General features: G+C 49.5%; 20 protein-coding genes. 17 read left to right on the top strand and 3 right to left on the bottom strand.

Going from position 1 to position 22,638, the window contains the following annotated elements:
* Window positions 1–239 precede the first annotated feature (239 nt).
* The 17 genes from QMX86_RS16555 to fabF all read left to right on the top strand — a co-directional run bounded on the left by QMX86_RS16555 (window position 240) and on the right by fabF (window position 20,029).
* A complete protein-coding gene (locus QMX86_RS16555) occupies window positions 240–1,193 on the top strand; it encodes a glycosyltransferase (protein ID WP_282384433.1) in 954 nt (317 codons plus the stop codon).
* Window positions 1,194–1,608: 415 nt separating this feature from the next.
* Complete coding sequence (locus QMX86_RS16550; protein ID WP_282384432.1) at window positions 1,609–2,589, top strand: glycosyltransferase family 2 protein; 981 nt, start codon at window positions 1,609–1,611, stop codon at window positions 2,587–2,589.
* 4 nt (window positions 2,590–2,593) lie between these two features.
* Window positions 2,594–3,652, top strand: coding sequence for a dTDP-glucose 4,6-dehydratase (gene rfbB, locus QMX86_RS16545; protein WP_282384431.1), 1,059 nt, complete (start codon window positions 2,594–2,596; stop codon window positions 3,650–3,652).
* A complete protein-coding gene (gene rfbD / locus QMX86_RS16540; protein WP_282384430.1) occupies window positions 3,649–4,548 on the top strand; it encodes a dTDP-4-dehydrorhamnose reductase in 900 nt (299 codons plus the stop codon). The genes rfbB and rfbD overlap by 4 nt, the downstream gene beginning before the upstream one ends.
* A gap of 2 nt (window positions 4,549–4,550) precedes the next feature.
* On the top strand, window positions 4,551–5,432 hold the full coding sequence (rfbA, locus tag QMX86_RS16535; RefSeq protein WP_282384429.1) for a glucose-1-phosphate thymidylyltransferase RfbA: 882 nt from the start codon (window positions 4,551–4,553) through the stop codon (window positions 5,430–5,432).
* A 100-nt stretch (window positions 5,433–5,532) separates the two neighbouring features.
* A complete protein-coding gene (locus tag QMX86_RS16530; protein ID WP_282384428.1) occupies window positions 5,533–6,660 on the top strand; it encodes a DegT/DnrJ/EryC1/StrS family aminotransferase in 1,128 nt (375 codons plus the stop codon).
* Entirely contained in the window at window positions 6,657–7,151 is a 495-nt protein-coding gene (locus QMX86_RS16525; protein WP_282384427.1) for a GNAT family N-acetyltransferase, read from the top strand. Before QMX86_RS16530 ends, QMX86_RS16525 begins: the two co-directional genes overlap by 4 nt.
* Window positions 7,152–7,949 (top strand): ABC transporter permease, encoded by a 798-nt coding sequence (locus QMX86_RS16520; RefSeq protein ID WP_282384426.1) that lies wholly within the window; start codon window positions 7,152–7,154, stop codon window positions 7,947–7,949. It begins immediately after the preceding gene.
* Window positions 7,946–8,695: an ABC transporter ATP-binding protein gene (locus QMX86_RS16515; protein ID WP_282384425.1), complete on the top strand. Its 750-nt coding sequence runs from the start codon at window positions 7,946–7,948 to the stop codon at window positions 8,693–8,695. Before QMX86_RS16520 ends, QMX86_RS16515 begins: the two co-directional genes overlap by 4 nt.
* Before the next feature lie 9 nt (window positions 8,696–8,704).
* The gene (locus QMX86_RS16510; RefSeq protein ID WP_282384424.1) at window positions 8,705–11,281 is read left to right on the top strand and encodes a glycosyltransferase; all 2,577 of its coding nucleotides are present in this window, start codon (window positions 8,705–8,707) and stop codon (window positions 11,279–11,281) included.
* 9 nt (window positions 11,282–11,290) lie between these two features.
* Complete coding sequence (locus QMX86_RS16505; protein WP_282384423.1) at window positions 11,291–12,583, top strand: class I SAM-dependent methyltransferase; 1,293 nt, start codon at window positions 11,291–11,293, stop codon at window positions 12,581–12,583.
* Window positions 12,558–13,763, top strand: coding sequence for a glycosyltransferase (locus tag QMX86_RS16500; protein ID WP_282384422.1), 1,206 nt, complete (start codon window positions 12,558–12,560; stop codon window positions 13,761–13,763). Before QMX86_RS16505 ends, QMX86_RS16500 begins: the two co-directional genes overlap by 26 nt.
* A 245-nt stretch (window positions 13,764–14,008) precedes the next feature.
* On the top strand, window positions 14,009–14,977 hold the full coding sequence (locus QMX86_RS16495) for an SDR family oxidoreductase (RefSeq protein ID WP_282384421.1): 969 nt from the start codon (window positions 14,009–14,011) through the stop codon (window positions 14,975–14,977).
* On the top strand, window positions 14,974–16,002 hold the full coding sequence (locus tag QMX86_RS16490) for a glycosyltransferase family 4 protein (protein WP_282384420.1): 1,029 nt from the start codon (window positions 14,974–14,976) through the stop codon (window positions 16,000–16,002). The genes QMX86_RS16495 and QMX86_RS16490 overlap by 4 nt, the downstream gene beginning before the upstream one ends.
* Before the next feature lie 106 nt (window positions 16,003–16,108).
* Entirely contained in the window at window positions 16,109–18,103 is a 1,995-nt protein-coding gene (locus tag QMX86_RS16485; protein ID WP_282384436.1) for a nucleoside-diphosphate sugar epimerase/dehydratase, read from the top strand.
* Between the two features lie 110 nt (window positions 18,104–18,213).
* On the top strand, window positions 18,214–18,549 hold the full coding sequence (locus QMX86_RS16480; protein ID WP_281895539.1) for a helix-hairpin-helix domain-containing protein: 336 nt from the start codon (window positions 18,214–18,216) through the stop codon (window positions 18,547–18,549).
* 205 nt (window positions 18,550–18,754) lie between these two features.
* Window positions 18,755–20,029 (top strand): beta-ketoacyl-ACP synthase II, encoded by a 1,275-nt coding sequence (gene fabF / locus QMX86_RS16475; protein ID WP_282384419.1) that lies wholly within the window; start codon window positions 18,755–18,757, stop codon window positions 20,027–20,029.
* On the opposite strand, the gene QMX86_RS16470 is transcribed toward fabF, so the two are convergent.
* From QMX86_RS16470 to eat, 3 genes are all read right to left on the bottom strand, one after another.
* Window positions 20,026–20,583, bottom strand: coding sequence for a TetR/AcrR family transcriptional regulator (locus tag QMX86_RS16470; RefSeq protein ID WP_282384418.1), 558 nt, complete (start codon window positions 20,581–20,583; stop codon window positions 20,026–20,028). The genes fabF and QMX86_RS16470 overlap by 4 nt on opposite strands.
* A 137-nt stretch (window positions 20,584–20,720) precedes the next feature.
* Window positions 20,721–20,888, bottom strand: coding sequence for a DUF2897 family protein (locus QMX86_RS16465; RefSeq protein WP_016770901.1), 168 nt, complete (start codon window positions 20,886–20,888; stop codon window positions 20,721–20,723).
* A 129-nt stretch (window positions 20,889–21,017) separates the two neighbouring features.
* The gene (eat, locus tag QMX86_RS16460) at window positions 21,018–22,382 is read right to left on the bottom strand and encodes an ethanolamine permease (RefSeq protein ID WP_016770900.1); all 1,365 of its coding nucleotides are present in this window, start codon (window positions 22,380–22,382) and stop codon (window positions 21,018–21,020) included.
* Window positions 22,383–22,638: the final 256 nt, after the last annotated feature.

Raw genomic sequence — 22,638 nt, 5'->3', positions numbered from 1 at the left:
CTTCAGCTTGGTTTGTATCAGGCGTGAGTTGGCGCTTGCCCTTCACGGATTTATCAATTGTGAAGCCGATGTTATCCGTTTACCGAAAGAAAACGGGTCGTCTTTCTACGCAGCTGTTTTCTAGCTGAAGTGCTAAAATTTCCTTGCTCGCTCTCAGGCTCCTCTTTCGTAAGCTCGATCCCAAGTGACGGCAATCTTATTAATAAGGCTTTCGAGCTAAGCGCTACCAGTGGAATGGCATGTCTGTAAAATTACCAAAAGTCGCAGTGTTGTTAGCTGCTTACAATGGAATGCGCTGGATTGAAGAGCAGATGGCTTCAATTCTAGGTCAGTCTGGGGTTGACGTTACGGTATATATCAGCGTAGATCCTTCGAGTGACGGAACTGAGGTTTGGTGTTCGAGGCTAGCAGCTACCGAATCCAACGTCGTCTTATTACCAACAGCGGGAAAGTTTGGTGGCGCGTCGCGCAATTTTTTCCGATTGATTCGTGATGTTGAAATAGATCACTTTGAATACGTAGCTTTTGCGGATCAGGATGATATCTGGTATGCGGATAAACTTCTCCGCGCGGTGTCTCGCATGGAGCAGCAGAAAGCTGAAGCATATTCGAGTAATGTCATTGCCTTTTGGCCCGATGGTAAAACACGATTACTTGACAAGGCTCAGGCTCAAGTCGAATGGGACTATTTGTTCGAAGCGGCCGGTCCCGGTTGTACTTACGTACTGAATAAACGCTTGATCATGTCCATTAAGGCTTCGGTGGTTACCAATTGGGATGTCTTACAACGGGTGAGCCTGCACGATTGGTTTTTCTATGCTTATGCGCGTAGTCATCGATTTAAATGGTTCATAGACGCGGTACCATCCATGGATTATCGACAGCATGAGCATAACCAGGTTGGTGCAAATACCGGATTTAAATCTATCTTGTCTCGTTATAGAACTATCAATAATGGTTGGTGGTTTGATCAGGTAAAATTAATTGCTCAGTTAGTGGGTGTTGATTCTGCGCCGTTTGTTGTGAGCTCGCTTTCGCTGAGCCGATGGCAGTTATTGACCCTATCTTTCAACGCTTGGCGTTGTCGCCGCCGCATGCGCGATAAAATTCTGTTCTTCCTTGTTTGTGTAGTCACGATATTTATAGGGCGGAAAGCGGGCGCAACACATCAAAAAGTCACAAAGGATTTATGATTTTTTCCTATTCAGCCAGTCTTAGTTACTCTAGAGCCTAGGATTTGGCATGGAGTTACGTTTAAGTCGGGCAAAACAGATAAAAAACCGCCGTTGATCGGAGGCTGGAGGGCCTGTCCGGTCTCCACTGCTCGCACGTTGGTGTGTTGACGATTGAAGATTTTCAACCGTCGCCTGTTCGCCGTTTTCCTCTCATGAGGAGAGTGGCAATCTCTGCTGCTTCGAAACCCCGATGGGCCTTTTTCCGTTGTTCGACGGATCTGTGAGACGCACGGCTGTCGTCGGTTTTTGGAGGTGTGAGTTGCTTCGATTGATGTAGAATGTACAATCGTTCGCTCAGAACAAAACACATATCAATGGTTTTTTATAGTGATGACGCCTCTATGGGGCGGCGGTTCGCGCAAAGAGGGATTTTGTGACGGTTTCAGACCATCGTTTTGGTACAGATCATGCCGTCCAGGCAGCTGGCGAGCCTATTGCGAACGTTGCAATTCTCATGTGCACCTACAACGGTGCGTCGTTTCTTGCTGAGCAACTCAAGTCTTTTCAACGTCAGACGTATCCCAATTGGACGCTGTACGTTTCCGATGATGGGTCTCAAGACGGGACGCAGAAGATCCTGCAAACATTTCGAAGCACAATGGGCGTAAAGCACGTTCACATTTCGGAAGGTCCCAAGAGAGGGTTCGTAGCCAATTTCCTGTCCCTGGCTTGCCGATCCGACATCACTGCAAAATTCTTTGCCTGGTCAGATCAAGATGACATCTGGAAGGATGAGAAGCTTGAGAAGGCTGTCACCTGGCTACAAAATGTCCCCGCTGATATCCCTGCTCTTTACTGCGGTCGTACTGAATTAATTGGCGAGTCCGGTGACTTCTGCGGATACTCGCCACGTTTTAGACTTCCCCCTCATTTTTCTAACGCCTTGGTTCAAAGCATCGGTGGCGGGAACACAATGGTCTTCAATCAAGCGGCGCGCAAACTCCTGCTTGAAGCGGGGGATCGCGTGGATGTTCCGTGCCACGATTGGTGGGCGTATGTACTTATTTCCGGTGCTGGAGGAGAAGTTCATTATGATCCAGAGCCGATGCTGCTTTACCGTCAGCATGATGAAAACCTGATAGGCGGGAATTCCGGCTGGTTAGCCCGTTTGGAGCGTTTGCCTTTGATTTTCCGAGGCAGTTTTTGTAAATGGAATGATCAGATAATCCATGCGCTTGAAGCAATGTATCATCGACTGAGCCCTGAGCATCAGGTGACCTTTGGTCGATTCAAAGAAGCACGTAAACAGAAACTCTTTCCAAGAATCCTGGGTTTTCAGCGGGCTGGTATCTACCGGCAGACGTTCTTTGGAAACCTCGGACTCATCCTCGTCGTTCTACTGAAAAAGATCTAATTTTATGACCATCTTAGTCACTGGCGGTGCCGGTTTTATCGGGGCAAACTTTGTACTGGACTGGCTGGCGCAGTCGGATGAACAGGTAGTCAACCTGGACAAGCTGACCTACGCCGGGAACCTGGAAAGTCTTGCCAGTTTGGACGGGGATGCGCGGCACACCTTCATCCAAGGCGACATCGGTGATAGCGAACTGGTCGCACGCTTGTTAAGAGAGCATCAGCCACGTGCGATCCTCAATTTCGCTGCTGAATCCCATGTTGATCGCTCGATCCATGGTCCGGAAGACTTCATTGAAACAAACATCGTCGGTACGTTCCGCTTATTAGAGTCCGTGCGAGCCTATTGGGGCGGACTTGAGCAGAGTGCGAAAGAGGCGTTTCGTTTCTTGCACGTATCGACGGATGAGGTTTACGGATCTTTGGCAAAAGATGATCCGGCTTTTACCGAAACTCACCAATACGAACCCAACAGTCCTTATTCGGCAAGCAAGGCTGCAAGTGACCACTTGGTACGTGCCTACCACCATACTTATGGCTTACCCGTACTGACTACCAATTGTTCGAATAATTATGGCCCATACCATTTTCCGGAAAAGCTCATTCCGTTGATGATTGTAAATGCGCTCGCCGGTAAATCCTTGCCTGTGTACGGCGATGGGCAGCAGATTCGTGATTGGCTTTATGTCAAAGACCATTGCAGCGCAATCCGCCGTGTGCTCGAAGCCGGCAAAATCGGTGAGACCTACAACGTCGGCGGTTGGAATGAAAAGCCCAATCTCGACATCGTGCATACTGTTTGCGCATTACTTGACGAACTGCGCCCGCGTTCGGATGGTCAGCCGTACCATCAGCAAATCGCTTACGTTACTGACCGCCCAGGCCACGACCGCCGGTACGCAATCGATGCACGGAAGCTTGAACGTGAATTGGGCTGGAAACCGGCAGAGACTTTCGAAACTGGTATTCGCAAGACTGTTGAGTGGTACTTGAATAATCAGGGATGGGTTAGCAATGTTACTAGCGGCGCTTATCGTGATTGGGTAAGCAGGCAGTACACATGAAAAAAATCATGCTATTTGGTAGTAACGGGCAAGTGGGGTGGGAGCTGCAGCGCTCCTTGCCTCTACTTGGTAACTTAGTCGCTTGTGATCGTAGCAAAGTCGACCTTTCTGATTTGGACGCGGTATCAGCTTATCTTGAATTGGAACGTCCAGATATTATTGTTAATGCTGCCGCTTATAACGCTGTAGATTTGGCGGAAACTTGCGAGGAAGAAGCGCAAAAAATCAATCATCATCTGGTTAAAGCTCTAGCGGACTACGCCGTAATTAACAGTGCTTGGCTTGTACATTATTCTACTGACTATGTTTTTGATGGGCAGTCAGCTTTGCCTTACACAGAGATTGATCGTCCTAATCCGTTGAGCGCTTACGGGCGCTCAAAAGCGCTAGGTGAGAGTGCAGTTGTTAGTAGCGGATGTAACCACCTTTTAATGAGAACAAGTTGGGTTTACTCCGCCCGGGGTGGTAACTTTGCGAAAACGATTCTGCGTCTTGCTGCGAGTAAAAGTACTTTTTCAGTAGTAAATGATCAGGCTGGAGCCCCTACTAGTGCATCGTTGGTTGCCGATACAACAATCCTGTGTCTTTACAGAATTCTAAATGGTGAGGATCCCCAGCGCCTGAGTGGTACGTACCACTTGGTCGCATCGGGCTATGCGAGTTGGTATGAGTACGCTCGTTATTTGGTCACTGAGGCTCTTGATTTAGGCATGGATTTGAAGTGCACTGAGGAGGATATCGTAGCAGTCAGCAGCGCCCAATATCCTACCAAAGCTATTAGGCCAAAAAACTCTAGACTTGATAACTCAAAAATTAAAAATGTGTTTAATATAAATATTCCTGACTGGAAGAATCACATTAGGCGCACAATTTCTGATATGGCTAGGCAGGGATGATTATGTTTCGTAAAGGTATAATTCTTGCGGGTGGCTCGGGTACGCGCTTACATCCAGCAACGCTTGCAATTTCAAAACAACTTCTCCCGGTTTTTGATAAGCCGATGATCTACTATCCGCTGTGCACATTAATGCTTGCGGGAATTAGAGACATATTGATTATTTCCACCCCTCAGGATACGCCTCGTTTCGAGCAACTCCTCGGCGACGGTTCAAAATGGGGAATCAATCTTAGTTATGCCGTTCAGCCATACCCTGATGGACTGGCTCAAGCATTCATCATTGGTGAGGAATTTCTCGACGGTAATGCGTGCGCATTAGTACTCGGCGATAATATTTACCACGGGCACGATTTTCAGGAACTCTTGGCAAACGCTATGCAGCGTGATAGTGGCGCAAGTGTTTTTGCATACCATGTAAATGATCCAGAGCGTTATGGCGTGGTCGAGTTTGACAAGTCTGGCAAGGCTATTAGTTTAGAAGAGAAGCCATTAGAGCCGAAATCGAGCTACGCAGTGACCGGTCTTTATTTTTATGATGCAAACGTAGTGGAAATTGCTAAGAGCATTAAACCCTCTGAGCGTGGCGAACTTGAAATCACTGATGTGAATCGCGTTTACCTGGAGCGTAACAACCTCTCGGTGGAAATTATGGGAAGGGGATATGCTTGGCTGGATACTGGGACTCACGAGTCCCTGCTTGAAGCGAGCCATTTCATTGCAACCTTGGAAAACCGACAAGGCCTCAAAGTCGCGTGCCCTGAAGAGTTGGCATGGCGCAAGGGATGGATATCGGACGATCAACTGCTCGCGTTAGCTATGCCATTAATTAAAAATGGCTACGGTAAGTACCTCAAGCGCCTCTTGGAGCACGAGAGTCATTGATCTGCAGACGGCTGGGCTGGCTCTTAGGGAGCTTCCCCGCGAAAGATGTAATTGGATAAAAATTTAAACCGCACAGCACTTGTGATTCGAGGCTAAATACATGTCAATTCAACTGTTTGTACCTAAATTTCGTGTCGACGAATGCCTTGAAGGGATTCGTGAATGTCTTGAGAAAGGCTGGACTGGGTTAGGTTTTAAAACTGTTGAGATGGAAGAAGCATGGAAGTCCTATACCGGGCTGCCGCACGCACATTTTCTTTCGTCGAACACCGTAGGTTTGGAGCTAGCTTTCCGCTTGCTCAAGACGAAGAATGGATGGGGCGATGATGCGGAAGTCATTACTACTCCGCTAACCTTCGTATCGACTAACCACGCAATTCTCTACGCAGGCTTGACGCCTGTATTCGCGGATGTTGACGAATCGCTGTGTCTGGACCCCGCTAACGTCGAGCAGCGCATCACCGACAAGACAAAGGCACTGATTTTTGTAGGTATTGGTGGCAACGTCGGTCAGTACTCGAAAATCCTTGAAATCTGTAAAGCACGTAACATTGCTGTGATTCTTGACGCTGCCCATATGTCGGGTACTCGCATCAATGGGCGGCATGTATGTCCAGAAGCGGACGTTGTAGTGTTTAGCTTCCAGGCCGTAAAAAACCTAGCAACAGCCGACTCGGGCATGATTTGCTTCAAAAATGCTGAAGATGACGAACGCGTACGCAAGATGAGCTGGTTGGGAATCAACAAGGATACATACGCACGTACTGCCGCTCAGGGCGCGTACAAGTGGATGTACGATGTTGAAGAAGTCGGCTTCAAATACCACGGCAACTCGATCATGGCTGTCATGGGCTTGGTTGCGTTGAAGTATCTGGATCGTGATAACGCTTACCGTCGCCAGCTCGCTAAGTGGTATCGTGAAAACCTGGAAGGTAGCGATAAAGTACGCTTTATAGAAATTAATCCGGAATGTGAGTCGTCAACTCACCTTGTGCAAATCCGTGTCAAAAACCGTGAAGAGCTGATGCTGGCCCTCAACGAGCACCAGGTATACCCAGGCGTACATTACCGTGATAACACGGAATATCGTATGTATGCGCATGGTAATGGCACCTGCCCTAAAGCAGCATTGGCATCCCAGGAAATTATTTCGCTCCCTGTACACATGGGACTAAGTAAAGCCGATGTTGACACAGTATCTCAATTGGTTGCCAAGTACGCAAAATGAAACCTACCCTCCACTCAGCATCTGATCAAGTCGTCGAGATCCGTCTACTAGAGGCGGCGGATTTACAGTCTACGTTGGATTGGAGAAACCGAGACGAAAATCGCCGATGGTTCATTAACTCACACATTATTGAATGGAACAGTCATGTAAAGTGGTTCGAGTCCTATTCAAAAAAGTCTGATGATTTTGTGTTTGTGATCGCGGCAGATGGTGAGTTGGTTGGGCAATGCGCCGTTTATGGCGTGGATCTGCAGAGAAAGCGCGCCGAAGTCGGACGCTTTCTTGCTGCCCCCGAAGGCGCAGGTAAAGGTTATATCAAGCGAGGCTGCCAACTATTGATTGAAACGTGTTGGCAGCAGCTTGCGCTTGATAGCGTATATCTAGAAGTTCTGGAAGAAAACGTCAGGGCGATTAGGTTATACGAAAAGCTGGGCTTCAACGAAGTGTCCCGTAACGGTAAATTAATAGTGCTTGAGCTAAATAGGCTTTAGATGATCAGTCAGAATAGTTTTTTACCTAGTGCATTAAAATCGCTTCTCGAGTGGCGTGTATGGCTATACATGGGGCTTCAGGATATTAAGGCACGCTTTCGAAGATCGGCTATGGGGCCGTTCTGGATACTGATAAACCTCGCAATGATGGTGTTGGGTGCGGGTATGGTATATGGAGTATTACTTAAACAGCCAATGGCGGAATTTCTTCCGTATCTTACATGCGGTTTGATAATTTGGGGCTTCCTCGTGTCTTCTTTTGTTGACGGAGGATATGCATTTGTTGGGTCTGAGGGCTATATCAAACAGTTTTCTTTTCCGAAACAAATTTATCTGTTTCGAGTATTGGTAACGTTGACTATTGTAATGCTTGTTGGCGTTGTTGCTCTGGCAGGTACACTGTTGTTTTTTGATCGATTTAAACCTATTGGTTGGCTGTATGCGCTGCCAGGGCTGGGAATTCTATTGGTTGCGGGCTTAGGGCACATAACTCTAAGTGCATACTTATCTGCACGCTTCAGGGATCTTCCGCATGCAATGAGCGGGATTTTTCAGGTCTTGTTCTTTGTTACTCCGATCATGTTTCCGGTCGCTATGTTGAAAGATCGCGGTTTGGATTTTATATATAAATACAACCCGCTTTATTATCTGGTAGATGTTGTGCGTTTCCCTATTTTGGAAGGAGCGTTTGCCGTCAAGCAAGACTATATTTTTTGCGCAGCTTATCTAACTCTTCTATGGGTAATCTGTATAGTGCTTGGGTCTAAAATGGACAAGAAAGTGGTTTATATGTTATGAGCGATATTTCTATAGCCCTAAAAGATGCGAGCGTCGTTTTTTCTGGGCAGACTGATTTCGTAGGTAGGTTGAAAAATACGATACTCCGTCGGCCGGTCATGTCCAACACTAAAGAATATACGATTAATGCGCTCTCTAATATCAATTTGTCAATTGAACGAGGCGAACGCGTCGGTCTAATCGGATTGAACGGGGCCGGCAAAAGCACCCTGTTAAAGGTTATGGCGCGTATATATCCTACTACCTCTGGGACAGCTAATACACTAGGACATGTTTGTCCCATGTTTGAATTCGCGACCGGTTTCGAAATGAATCAATCCGGATGGGATAATATTCGAATTCGTGCACTGTTACTAGGTTTAAAGCCTCGAGAAATCAAAGCAAAAATGGAAGAAATTGCAGAGTTTTCAGAGTTGGGCGAGTTTTTGAACTATCCGGTACGCACTTACTCAGCTGGCATGTTCATTCGCTTAGCATTCTCAGTGTCGACCGCAATCAATCCTGAAGTTTTGCTTCTTGATGAAGTTATGGGCGCTGGAGATATAAATTTTGCTCATAAAGCTCAAGAACGGATGAAGAAGTTTATGACTCAAGGAAAAATTCTTGTTTTTTCGAGTCACTCTCCAGATCTGGTTAGCGATTTTTGCGAGCGTACGATTTGGCTTGAAAAAGGAAAAGTCCGCATGGATGGGAAAACCGACCAGGTGCTAAAGACTTATTCAGATAATTATTCGGCAACTGTTTAAGGTTTGAACATGAAAGTCAGAGATCTTATTCGCGAAACTCAATGGATGCCCGGCAGTTCGTATGCTGAGGAGACCCGCCCTTTAGTCTCCGTTCTTTTGCCGACTTTTAGACGGGCAAAAAGTGGTAAGTTTCGTAGCGCTATTGAGTCCGTTTTAAGCCAAACATTAACTGATCTTGAACTGATCATAGTAGACGACGCGAGTACCGATGGTAGTGCTGAGATTATTGCTGAGTTTATGGCTAGGGATTCGCGAGTAAGTTGTCTACGTCATATTAAAAATATCGGGCTCCCTGCTATTTCTGAGTACGAGGCTTATTCGAGGTCGCGCGGTCAATACATCGCGTTTGCTTTCGATGATGACGTGTTTTTCCCCGATGCTTTATTAGAGCTTTATGCGCATGCTAAGGCGACACCCGATCAGGTAATTTATGGCACAGTCGGGATGAGAATTAAAGATGTTGGGTCTGGTAATGAGCAACTTTTTCCCCTCGGTGCAAGTTTAGCATCTCATAACATAAATAGTTGGAATTGCATTTCGAATAATGCTGTTCTGGTGCCCCGTGGCATTCTTGATGATATAGGGCTGTATGATCCTCATATCCTTATGACACGTTTGTGTGATTGGGATTTATGGCGAAGAATCTCGAGGAAGTACATTTTACGGTTCGTGGATGTATGTGTCGGGGAGATTGGTGGTCCTGCGACCCATGACAGCCTCGGTAACACGTATGCGCTAGATACTTGGGCATCCGAAGAGAAAATGAGGCAAGAGCGTGATAACGCGCTACGGCCGGAAAATTTTGAAGACTATGATATATTCGGTTTGCCTGATTCTGCATCTCACTGTACCGCCGTAGCTGTGAGAGAGATGGCTGTTGCGCACGCACGTACTCGGGCTAATTTTGAGATAGAAAGTTCGTTAAATAAATCAGATGATAACAGGAAAGTTCTGGTGATCACTGGTAATCACGATGCTTGCACTAGTATCTATTTTGATTATTTGCCAGAAGAATGGAAAAGTCGAGTTCGCGTGGTTCGATATCCTGGTGGTTGGCCGATCTCAGAAATTGCCCATGCTAGTTGCATTGTATTTGTTCGGCAGTTGGATCCTTTTTTTGAATGGATAGCAGCCGCACAAAAAATGCAGGTTCCTTGCTATTATTTCACAGATGATAATCTTACGTTGCTTCAAGAAAGCAAGGAGATGAACTTCTTTGAAGATTTTAGTAAAAAAGCACTACGAAATAAGCTGAAAGATTTTTCTGGCGTTTTAACAAGTACCAGTACTTTGCAAGATTACTTTAAGGAACATCTGATTCATTCGAATGTAGAATTTTTTCCACCGTCCTTTCGTGACTTGAAGATAGGTGTGGATGATTCAGTTCCTGTTCGAGAACAATTAGTAATCGCCTTCGCAGGAGGAAGTCATCGACTATCTGCCCTTCAAGAGGTAATGCTGCCCGCATTTCTGAAGTATGTGGAGTCAGGCAGAAGCATTAAGTTAATTGTGGGCGGCGCTAGTTCTGCGTTTTCAGAAGAATTCAAGAAGCATGATAAGCTTGAATTGGTAACTATACCTTTTGAGCTGAATTGGGAATCTGCTCTCTTGCAGATTTCTAAATACAGTCCCGATGTTCTCATTCATGCGCCTAGCGAAACGATTAATAATAAATACAAGACAATGAACGTAGCTAAGTCTGCGGATGTTTTGAATGCTTTGCTCGTCGTTCCTGATTACATGCCTTATTCAGAGTTGCGGGAGCTGAATATTGGTTGTGTCGTATCTTCACCGTTCACTGCACGTTCTTGGCTTGATATGTTGCAAAGTTTGGATGGAGTTGATTTTCAGGAAGTAAAAAATAATAATAGAGCATATTGTGAACAACAATTTTCAGGCTCGACCAGCTGCAGCGTACTAGACTTTATAACTCAGTCAGCCAAATTCAATGGGTTTTCAACGGTTGAAAGCAGATTGAAAATGATAGCCAGTGAGCACGGTGGCAGCATTGCTCTTCCAGCAAATGATGTAATAAAAAGTCCCAAAAAATTGATTGAAAGTCTCGAGGAGTTAGCTAGGCTTAGGCAGGCAGCTTCTAATTCTAAGCGATTAGGATTCATGGCCCGAAAGAATGACTTGTGGGAGAGTTTGATGCCCCAATTTGGCCAAATGAAAGAATTTTCACAAGCCGCTAAGAGCGGTAGTACTAATATCGTTCTTGAGTTATCAAAATCTCTTCATGATATTCCATATGCAGAATATCCGATCGCCATTCCTGCAACTATTAAGTCTATTATGGTGGCATTCACGACCGATGGGCTTCAGGATGGTTTGGTGGGAGTTGAACTCGTTGGTGGAGGTGGCTCTGTAGTTTTTAACAGAGTAGTGTCGTTAAGTGGAGTAGATCTATCGTTACCTGTGGAGTTCACTGTAGATCATGTAACTGCTTCGTCCTCGTCGGATTACAAACTCCGTGTGTTTGCGCGTGCGACACATCCTGTGTATATGTTTGAGTTGGTTAAATATCGTTATGCAGGTTTGAAGCGCCTTCCTGTATTCCCTTTTGTGGAAATATCGACTGTATAGGTAATGCCGATGAAGTTAGATATTGGCTGTGGGCCAAAATGCCTGCCGGAATTTGTGGGGGTCGATAGATTTTCGTTGCCTGGTGTTATGGTGGTTGCGGATCTTGATACATCGCTACCGTTTGAAGACGACTCTGTTGATTTAGTGCATGCTGCTCACAGTTTGGAACATGTTTCAGACTTGATGTTTACAATGAGAGAACTCTATCGAGTCTGTAAGCACAAAGCTCAGATTTGCATTGTTGCGCCATATTTCGAGCAAAAACTAAACTTAGCCAATCCATATCATCTCCAAGTGTTTAATGAGCATACCCCAAGGTTTTGGACGAGTTTTCCATGGGCGCCCATAGATGAAAGAGAGTATTACCATCCCCACGCAGCTCCGTGGGGGCTATCGGAGTCGGATCATTCTAATCCAGGTTTAGATATTCGATTGCTTAGAATGGAGTTTTTTTACTTTCCTCGGTTCAATCGATTGGAGCTTGCCTGCCAAAGAGAGCTTCGTCAGAATTTAACTGATGTTTGTCATCAAGTTGTTTACCACCTTGTCGTGTGGAAGGATAAATCGGATGATGATTATATCGAGTTGACCAAGCATTTGGATGTTTATCCTTTCTTAGATACGCCTGCTTTACAGAAAGCTAGAGAGGACTCGCTGACTCACGAAGACGAAGGTAGCCACGCCCTGATTGCGGCTGAACGGCAATTTCGCGAAACGCTTGAAGTTGAACTCCGCGTAGAGCAGTACGTGCAACTTAATCAGCAATTGAAATCTCAATATGATCACATTGTAGCGTGTGAGAAACACATACTTAAAAATGAAAAGCTAATCACTCTCCTCGCGGGCAAACTTGAGTTGCCGGATAACCAACTTAGGCGTTTTAATGACTATCTGAGCGCCAATTACCGTCGTGTGGAGTCGAATAAGTTGAGTCTTAGTGAAAAGCTTTTTGATGAGGGATATACCGAGTACCCGATAGCATCCAAAGGCTTTTATAACAGCGTTTCCGTCTGTGTTTATTTGTCCGGCGATTCTGTATCGGCAAAGCTTGGAGTTGAGGTTGTTGGTAAAGATAACTCCATCGTATGGAATTCTTTGGAGTCATTGAGTAGCGTGCGTGGTATTGGTGTTGTTAGTTTTTCTTTAATGGCGCCACTGATACAAGAGAACGTTGCGAGTATTAGGATCTTCGGAAGAGATTTGGATATAGCAGTTCAGATTGTAGAGTGCTCTGTTACGTCCCTTTGGCCGTTCAGTGGTCGTAAGAAAGTTCCATATGTATGCTTCACTAATGATGAGTAATGCTAATTCTGGTGTCGATATTCTGCTGATTATTGAAGCTGATATTGCGACTACTCAGTTGACAGAGCAATTGCTGTTGGAGTGCGCGAGATTTGGTGTCAGATACAAAAAGGTTTATCTGGCTCAACTTGATGAGGAGTCTTTTTCCAAACGTGCTTTGCCGTTATTTGTGCGCACAGCTGATCCTGTAGCAGTATATTGGATGGAAGCTCTTAGACGCAGCAATATTCCCTACTATTTCTACATTGATGATAATTTCTGGCTAATAGACGGAGATACTCCTTTAGCTAAATATTACAGGCATCCTATTATACGGCGTTCACTAAAATTTGTAGTGGAAAATGCGAACGTCATAATAACGAATTCCGCGACCCTTAAAGATTTTTTGCTTCCAAAAAACGTTAATACGGTGTTGCTCCCTGCTTTTTTTGATTTTTCGTTATTACCGATAGGCCAGAATGAAACGAGCTCGGAGTATAGAATCGGTTTCGCGGGTAGTCCATCGCGTGAGGCGGACTTGGCAGTTCTACGGGATGTTGTTCCACTGATAATAAATAAATTTGATAACGTGGTTTTCGAGTTTATTGGTTGTTTTCCTCGTTGGTTGGAAGTAGGTCCCAGGGTAAGATTTTTTGAACATATGCATAGTTATGCCGACTACATAGCCTTTCAAGCTCGGCGGGGCTGGAAGATCGGCTTGGCCCCACTTGATAGCAAGAGCTCCAATAAATACAAAACTAATAATAAATATCGTGAGTACTCTGCCTTTCGATGCGCGGGAATCTATTCAGTGTCTGAAAGCTACGTTGGCTCCGTAGATGAAGGCGTGACTGGGTTGTTGGTTGAAGCTGATTCTTCTGATTGTTGGGCTACAGCTATTGAGTGTTATATAAATGATGAGGTATACAGGGCGAGTATTGCCGAGAGGGCCTATGCCGATGTTCATAGCAGGTTCGAGCTCTCAGTAGTTGCATCTCAATGGACTGCTCTTTTTCATAAAGGAGGGAATCTACTAGGTGATGGGCGGATTAAGCCTGTTCGTGTGTCAGTTTGGAATGGAATTGTTAAAAGAATATCCCATTATCGACTACTAATAGAGATATCGATGTACGAGGGTGGGGCAAAGCTTACTCTTCATCGAATTATCAACAAGGTGCTGGGTGCTTTAAAGCTGCGTTAATTTTTTTCGTGTATTTTTACGCTAGACATCAGGTTGGTAGTGCGTACTTTTAATTTGAATCTTATAAGTCGTTTGATTCATCAAGCTTTAACGATTTGATGATCTGCTCGAGCTGGCATCCTCATAAGCTAGCATGGTTTTGGATATGGAATGCTCTGAAAGTGTCGCACTATAGATTTCACCTTTCTGCATCGCGTGATAGCTTAGGTAAGTTTACTCATCAACCCGCTTGAAGTCGGTATAAAATGCCAAAAAAAATACTTGTCACCGGTGCGACAGGATTTCTAGGAAGGTCCTTGGTTCAGCATTTTTCCAATTTTCCAGATATATCCGTTGTGGCTGCACTCCGTAACGTCAATGCTAAATTTCCAGAGATAGTAACCGTGACTCGTGTATCAGATATCGGTGACGATACCAACTGGCGCGAGTCTTTAACTGGTGTGGATGTTGTTGTACATGCTGCGGCGCGAGTGCATGTCATGCAAGAAGACTCGGCACAATCGATTGAAGCGTTCCGCGCGGTTAATGTTAAAGGAACACTTTGTCTGGCACGGCAGGCCGTCGCGGCCGGTGCCAAAAGGTTCATCTATATTAGTTCTATCAAGGTCAATGGCGAAGCCACTTTACTCGGCCATGCCTTTAGTGCCAGCGACACTCCGCTCCCATCAGATGCTTATGGGATCTCCAAATACGAAGCGGAGCAACAACTAATGCAGCTTGCCCAGACAGGCGCAATAGAAGTTGTAATCATCCGCCCAGTACTCATTTATGGTCCAGGAGTAGGTGCGAATTTTCGTCAAATGATGAGCTGGCTCACGAAGGGCATTCCAATGCCTTTCGGATCTGTTCACAACCTGCGAAGTCTCGTTTCACTGGATAATGTGGTTGATTTGGTCAGTACGTGTGTCGATCATCCTCATGCCCCAAATCAGGTGTTTCTGGTCAGCGATGATGAGGATGTTTCTACCACCCAATTGATGCAACGTCTTCTGACTTTTTTGGGTAAAAAAATCTGGCTCGTCCCCGTTCCTGTTTCGCTACTGAAGTTCTTCGCTCGCCTAGTGGGGCGAGGTGCAGTCGCTCAGCGGCTTTTGGGCTCACTACAGGTCGATATTAAGAAGAATCGAGAGTTGTTAGGCTGGCGTCCGCCCTTCACCCTGGATGAGGGCTTGAAGGCAACGGCCGAGCATTTTCTGGAGTCTTGCAAAAGATGAGTTACGGATATTTCATTCCATTGGTTTTCGGTATTTCTTTTTTGCTGACTGCTGTTTTGCGCCGGTATGCGATATCTCGAAGTCTGATGGATGTTCCCAACGCACGTAGCTCTCATGTTGTGGCTACGCCACGCGGTGGCGGTGTAGCGATTGTTGTTGCATTTATCTTGTCGCTGGGATTTCTGTTTTTCACGGATTTGATTTCCGCTCGGTTATTTTTCGCGATGGCAGGGGGCGGCGGTGCCATTGCCCTGATTGGATTCATGGATGATCACGGGCATATCGCCGCGCGATGGCGGTTATTGGGCCATTTTGCTTCTGCTTTGTGGTTATTGGTCTGGGTAGGGGGCATACCGCCCGTTGAGTTGTTCGGTACTTCGCTCGAGTTGGGTTGGCTGGGCTTTGTGCTGGGTGCTTTTTATCTTGTGTGGCTACTTAATCTTTACAATTTCATGGACGGCATTGACGGCATCGCCAGTGTAGAAGCGATTTGTGCCTGCGTCGGTGCTTGTCTGCTTTACTGGTTGTCGGGTTTGGAGAATCTGATCTGGGCGCCTTTGTTGCTCGCTGCTGCCGTTGGCGGCTTTCTATATTGGAACTTCCCTCCAGCACGGATATTCATGGGCGACGCTGGCAGTGGTTTTCTGGGCATCGTCCTTGGCGGATTGTCTCTGCAGGCTGCCTGGGTGAGCGCACCGATGCTCTGGGCCTGGATGATTTTGCTTGGTGTGTTTATTGTCGACGCTACGTACACGCTGTTTCATCGCATGCTGAGAGGAGAAAAGATCTATGAAGCACACCGTAGTCATGCCTATCAGTTCGCTTCACGTCGCTTTGACAAACACTTACCGGTCACTGTTGCGGTCGGCGTGATCAATCTGCTCTGGCTGTTGCCCATTGCCTTTTGCGTCACGAGCCTCGGTTTGGACGGTGCTTTGGGTGTGCTTTTGGCTTACATTCCATTGATCGCTTTGGCAATAAAGTTTCACGCCGGAGATCTCGAGATTCCGGTGGTCAAGAACTAAGCAGTAATTGCTAGGTCATTTAGGTTTAGAGTGATCACGAAACGCCCTTGAGCCGGCACGATGGCGAGTGCTGCTCAAAGAAGTGATCAAGGTAATTGAAGGGTTTATGGATAAAATCAGAGAGTACCTGTTAGGCCTTCCCCGGCGCCGCAAGAGACTGCTTCAGGTTGCCACAGACATCGTGCTCGTCTGGGCCGCTTTGTGGCTGGCCTTTATCGTTCGCTTGGGTCTGGACGATATGTACAACCCTTTCAAGGTACATTTCTGGCTTTTCGTATGCGCACCTGTCGTCGCAATTCCCTTGTTCATTCGTTTTGGCATGTACCGTGCGGTCATGCGCTATTTCGGCAATGATGCGCTGGTCGCTATTATCAAAGCGGTCAGTCTGTCCGCATTGATTTTGGCGCTGGTGGTCTATTGGTATAGCAACCACGAGGCGGTAGTACCGCGTTCGATTGTCTTCAACTATTGGTGGCTGAGCCTTGTCATAATCGGCGGTTTGCGGTTATGCATGCGTCAGTATTTCATGGGGGACTGGTTCGCTGGAGCTCAGCACGTACCCTTTTCCAGCCGTGACGATAGCCTTATCAAAGTCGCAGTCTATGGGGCGGGAGTGGCGGGTAATCAATTGGTTGCCGCATTACGCATGGGCCGAACCATGCGCCCGGTGGCATTTATTGATGACGATCCGAGTATTGCTGATCGGGTAATTGCCGGGCTGCAGGTTTATAAACCCAAGCACATTCAACAGATGATCGATGAAACAGGTGCGCAGGAAATTCTTCTGGCGCTGCCGTCGTCGACACGTGCACGCCGCCGGGAGATTCTCACGCTTCTGGAGAGTTTTCCGCTACATATCCGCAGCGTTCCAAATTTCACTGACCTTGCCAGTGGCCGAGTCAAGGTCGAGGATATTCAGGAAGTGGATATCGCTGATCTGCTGGGGCGTGATTCGGTGCCTGCACAGCCGGATCTGCTTGAGCGCTGTATCAAGGGCAAGACGGTGATGGTCACTGGCGCTGGCGGTTCCATTGGCTCAGAGCTTTGCCGACAGATCTATTCGCTTGGCCCCACCAGGCTACTGTTGTTTGACCACAGCGAGTTCAACCTTTACAGCATACTTTCGGAGTTGGAGCAAAGGGGAACCCGGCAGTCGGCGTCGGTCAAGCTCCTGCCAATACTCGGTTCCATCCGACACCCGCATAAACTGCTGGATGTCATGAAGACCTGGGACGTTGAAACTGTTTATCATGCTGCCGCGTATAAGCACGTGCCCATGGTTGAACACAACATTGCAGAAGGGGTGCTCAATAACGTCATCGGGACGCTTAATACTGCTCAGGCTGCCTTGCAATCGGGGGTGTCCAACTTCGTATTGATTTCCACAGACAAGGCGGTTCGCCCTACTAACGTGATGGGCAGTACCAAGCGTCTTGCGGAGTTGACGCTTCAGGCCTTGAGTCGAGAAATCGCCCCGGTTCTGTTCGGCGACAAATCCAATGTGTCTCGAGTCAACAAGACTCGCTTCACGATGGTCCGCTTCGGCAATGTGCTGGGTTCTTCCGGTTCGGTTATTCCCCTTTTCCACAGTCAGATCAAATCAGGTGGGCCATTGACGGTGACCCACCCGAAGATTACCCGTTACTTCATGACTATCCCTGAAGCCGCGCAATTAGTGATTCAGGCCGGTTCCATGGGGCAGGGGGGCGACGTTTTCGTACTCGATATGGGGGAACCGGTAAGAATTGTCGAACTGGCGAAGAAGATGATTCATTTATCCGGTTTGAGCGTGCGTTCGGAGAAAAATTTGCAAGGCGACATTTCGATCGAATTCACAGGATTACGCCCCGGTGAGAAGCTTTACGAAGAGTTGTTGATTGGCGATAACGTATTGGCGACCGAGCATCCGATGATCATGAGTGCCAGCGAAGATCATTTGCCATGGGACTTGCTCAAGCTTCGTCTGGCAGATTTGCTGGCTGCCGTCGAAGAGGATGATTATTCGCGCGTGCGTCAGTTGCTGCGGGACACCGTCTCCGGCTACACCCCCGATGGCGAAATCGTTGACTGGATCTACCAGCAACGCCGCCTCGAACCTTGATTATTTCACATCCTGTAACGCTCGCATTTTTGACTTCCCTCCATCATGACCTACGTTTGGAGAGCAGCTTGGGAAAAGCTGCTTTCTAAAACGATGATGGAGCGTCACTTATGCGTACCGGTTATTTCTACTCGCTGATTTTTGCTTTCCTCACCAGCGCCTCGATCGCTGCGATTGCTGCGCCTGTAGCGCCGACCGAGTCAACAAAAGCGCCGTTGCTGATGGATGCGGCTGTGCCCTCGGCAAGCGCGAAGGTCGATCTCAACGGCGCGGATGCGGCAACGTTGCAGAAGGAGTTGGCGGGTGTGGGTGAGGCCAAGGCGCAGGCGATTGTTGCGTATCGGGATACAAACGGGCCGTTCGCGTCGGTGGATGAGTTGCTGGAAGTGAAGGGGATTGGCAAGGCGATTCTGGATCGCAATCGTGAAAAGCTGGAAGTGAACTAAGCTGACAGTTCAACGCCGAGAGGCCGGTCATTGACCGGCCTTTTTATTGGGTGCCGATCGGGTGGATGCCTGAGCGCTTAAAATTACGGGTATCATATTGCGTCTTGATTATGCCTATAATAATTTCGCTCGGAACTGATTCAGCAGCCGAATCGCAGCACACCGATGCACGTCGAATTTTGAATTGATAAGGGGTAACCACGATATGAACCAACGTCGAGTCGTCGTCACGGGCATGGGCCTGGTTTCACCCTTGGGCAGTGATGTTGAAATCGTCTGGCAGCGTTTGCTGGCCGGTCGTTCCGGGTTGCGCAATTTGCCCGATGCGGTTGTGGCTGATCTGCCGACGCGGGTCGGCGGGAGTGTGCCGACGGTGGAGGAGGATGCCGAGGCCGGATTTGATCCGGATCGTGCGACGCCGCCCAAGGAACAGAAGAAGATGGATCGCTTCATCATGTTTGCCATGGAAGCCGCGCGGCAGGCGCTGGAGCAGGCCGGTTGGCATCCAGCGGACGCTGAAAGCCAGGAGCGCACTGCGACGATCATCGGCTCGGGTGTCGGTGGTTTCGGTGCGATTGCCGATGCGGTGCGTACCACCGACAGCCGTGGCCCCCGGCGTTTGTCGCCGTTCACCATTCCATCGTTTCTGGTCAATCTCGCGGCGGGTCATGTGTCGATCCAGCATGGCCTCAAAGGGCCGCTTGGTGCGCCAGTTACCGCGTGTGCCGCCGGGGTTCAGGCGATCGGCGATGCAGCGCGGTTGATCAGGGCGGGGGAGGCGGACATCGCTGTATGTGGCGGTGCGGAGGCGTCGATCGATCGCGTCAGTCTCGCCGGTTTCGCGGCGGCGCGGGCGCTGTCCAGTGGTTACAACGATACCCCTGAGAAAGCCTCACGTCCCTTCGACAGTGGGCGCGATGGTTTCGTGATGGGCGAGGGCGCCGGTCTATTGGTCATCGAGTCGCTGGAGCATGCTCTGGCGCGTGGGGCGAAACCGTTGGCCGAACTGGTTGGCTACGGCACCACCGCCGACGCCTACCACCTGACCGCCGGTCCGGAAGACGGCAGTGGCGCTCGCCGGGCGATGCAATTGGCACTGGCTCAGGGCGGTGTAAAGCCGGAGCAGGTGCAGCATCTCAACGCACATGCGACGTCGACGCCGGTTGGCGATTTGGGCGAGTTGGCGGCGATCAAGGCGTTGTTTGGCACGCAGAACAAGATCGCCGTAACGTCGACCAAATCCGCTACCGGTCATTTGCTCGGCGCGGCGGGTGGGCTGGAGGCGATTTTCACGCTCCTGGCGATTCGGGATCAGGTAGTGCCACCAACGCTCAACTTCGAAAACCCGGATCCGGCGAGCGAAGGGGTGGACATCGTCCATGGTCAGGCGCGGTCGATGGCGATCGAATATGCATTGTCCAACGGCTTCGGTTTTGGCGGGGTCAATGCGAGCGTGTTGTTCAAGCGCTGGGAGGGCTAATCGCTCGATTGCTTGAGATGTTCGCGGGTGACGTCGAGGATGCGCTGGGCGAAGTCGGCATCCGCGACGCTGCGTGACAGCAGCAATGCGCCAGCCAGGGTGGCCATGATGACAATGCTGCGATCGGCGCTGTTCTCGCCTTCGAGCGTGCCTTGAATTTGTTCGAGGCGAGCATTGAGGACTTCGTCACTGGTGGGGCTTGGCTGGCCGCGCAGGCCCAGCTCTGAGGAAATGGTCAGCAGTGGGCAGCCTTCGTGGGGCGAGGTCTGATGCCACTCCGACAGGTAGGTGTCGATGAACACTTGCAGCGGGTTTTCCTGCGCGAAGATTTCTTCGCACAGGCCCGCGACTTGCTCGCCGGCCTCTTGCAGGGCTTTTTCGACCAGTTCTTCCTTGGATCTGAAGTGCGAGTAGAAGCCGCCATGGGTCAAGCCCAGGGCTTTCATCAAAGGCTGCAGGCCGGTGGCGCCGATACCGTCCTTGCGAAATCGGGCGGAAGCTTCCTTGATGATGCGTTGATGGGTCTGGGCTTTGTGATCTGGCGAGTAACGCATGTGGAGCTCTCCGCGACGATGCTGCCATCTTAACCACGGAAGATTAAATGGTGACTGTACTTCTAAAATCTAAACAGCCTGCGGGTAAGTCCGATTGCTCTGAAAAAACAAACCCCGCCATTGCGGCGGGGCTCGTATTAGCGGTCTTGTGCATCCTTGGCATCCGCTTCGGCATTGCGCTGTGCGACGCGCTTGCGTTCTTCATCGGTCAGTTCGACCTTGTTGGCGGTGTCGCGCAACATCATCAATCCGCCGACAATCGAGCCGATCGCAACGACCAGAATCAACCAGGCATACCAGGGCATAACGGCTCTCCTTAATGGCAGCTCGACAGGCGAGGACTTCGCCGTGCGATGCTGCATACCACCTTTGAGCGAAACGACTTCGCGGTGGTTCCATTCTAGGCCGCTTATGCCCGGCACACCCGAACCGTGTTACAGACCGGTCAACATCGCATCCGCCGGCGCATCGGCACGCAGTTGCCCAGTGAGCATGAAGTAGCAGAACCCCACCGCCATGAAGCCGAGGAAAATCAGCCCGATCAACGTGTTGAACCACGCCATCGCCACCAGGCAAACCACCGCCAGCACCAGCGCGATCAGCGGAACCAGCGGATAGCACGGCGCGCGGAAAGTACGTTCCAGATTCGGTTCCGATTTACGCAGTTTGAACAGGCTGAGCATGCTCATGATGTACATCACGATCGCGCCGAACACGGCCATGGTGATCATCGCTGCGGTGAGCGTCATGCCGCCGAGGTTGATCAGGCCGTCGCTGTAGATCGCCGCGATGCCGATAAGGCCGCCAGCGATGATTGCGCGGTGCGGGGTCTGGAAGCGCGACAGTTTTGCCAATGAGGCGGGTAGGTAACCGGCGCGGGCGAGGGCGAAGAATTGGCGTGAGTAGCCAAGGATGATGCCGTGGAAACTGGCGACCAGGCCGAACAGGCCGATCCACACCAGCATGTGCAGCCAGCCGGAGTTGTCACCGACCACGGTTTTCATCGCCTGCGGCAACGGATCGTTGATGTTGGACAAGGTGCGCCAGTCGCCGACACCGCCCGCGAAGAACATCACGCCCATGGCCAACAGCACCAGGGTCAGGATGCCGCTGATGTAGGCTTTCGGGATCGTGCGTTTCGGGTCCTTGGCTTCTTCGGCGGCCATGGCGGCGCCTTCGATGGCGAGGAAGAACCAGATCGCGAAGGGAATCGCCGCGAACATCCCGGCAATTGCCGGCGCGCCGAAGACGTCGGAACCGGCCCAGCCATTCAGGGCGAAGTTGCTGAAGCTGAACGCCGGCGCGACCACGCCCATGAACACCAGCAGTTCAGCCACCGCCAGCACGCAGACGATCAGCTCGAACGTCGCGGCCAGTTTCACCCCGAGAATGTTCAGGCCCATGAACACGATGTACGCGCCGACTGCCGCGTGTTTCGGGTCCAGCGCCGGAAATTGCACATTCAAGTAAGCGCCAATCGCCAGAGCAATCGCCGGCGGGGCGAAGACGAATTCGATCAGTGTGGCGAGTCCGGCGATCAATCCGCCTTTTTCGCCAAACGCGCGGCGGCTGTAGGCAAACGGCCCGCCGGCATGGGGAATCGCGGTGGTCAGTTCGGTGAAACTGAAGATGAAGCAGGTGTACATGGTCGCGACCATGAATGAGGTCACCAGAAAACCCAGCGTACCGGCCACGCCCCAGCCGTAACTCCAGCCGAAATATTCCCCGGAAATCACCAGCCCCACGGCAATGCCCCACAGGTGCAACGTGCCCAGCGTGGGTTTGAGTTGTGTGTTCATGCGCTTGCTCCCGCAATGGTTGGAAAGCTCGAGGGAGGGCGTGTGCAGTGGGCGTGCCATTACGCTGAAACAAGTCGTAATGAGTCCAAAGCTGTCGCAGCGGGGATGTTCGCAGCTGGATGAGCGTTTTTCGTGCGCCAGTTGGGAGCAGCGGAGTCTGTTATGCCGCCTTCGCGGGCAAGCCCGCTCCCACAGGGTTCTGCGTCGTCCGCTGAATTTGATTCCAGCGCATAACCTGTGGGAGTCGGGCTTGCCC

It is taken from the genome of Pseudomonas sp. PS01270 (assembly GCF_029959775.1).
Lineage (GTDB): Bacteria > Pseudomonadota > Gammaproteobacteria > Pseudomonadales > Pseudomonadaceae > Aquipseudomonas > Aquipseudomonas atacamensis.
This window is presented reverse-complemented; position numbering and strand designations above follow the sequence as displayed.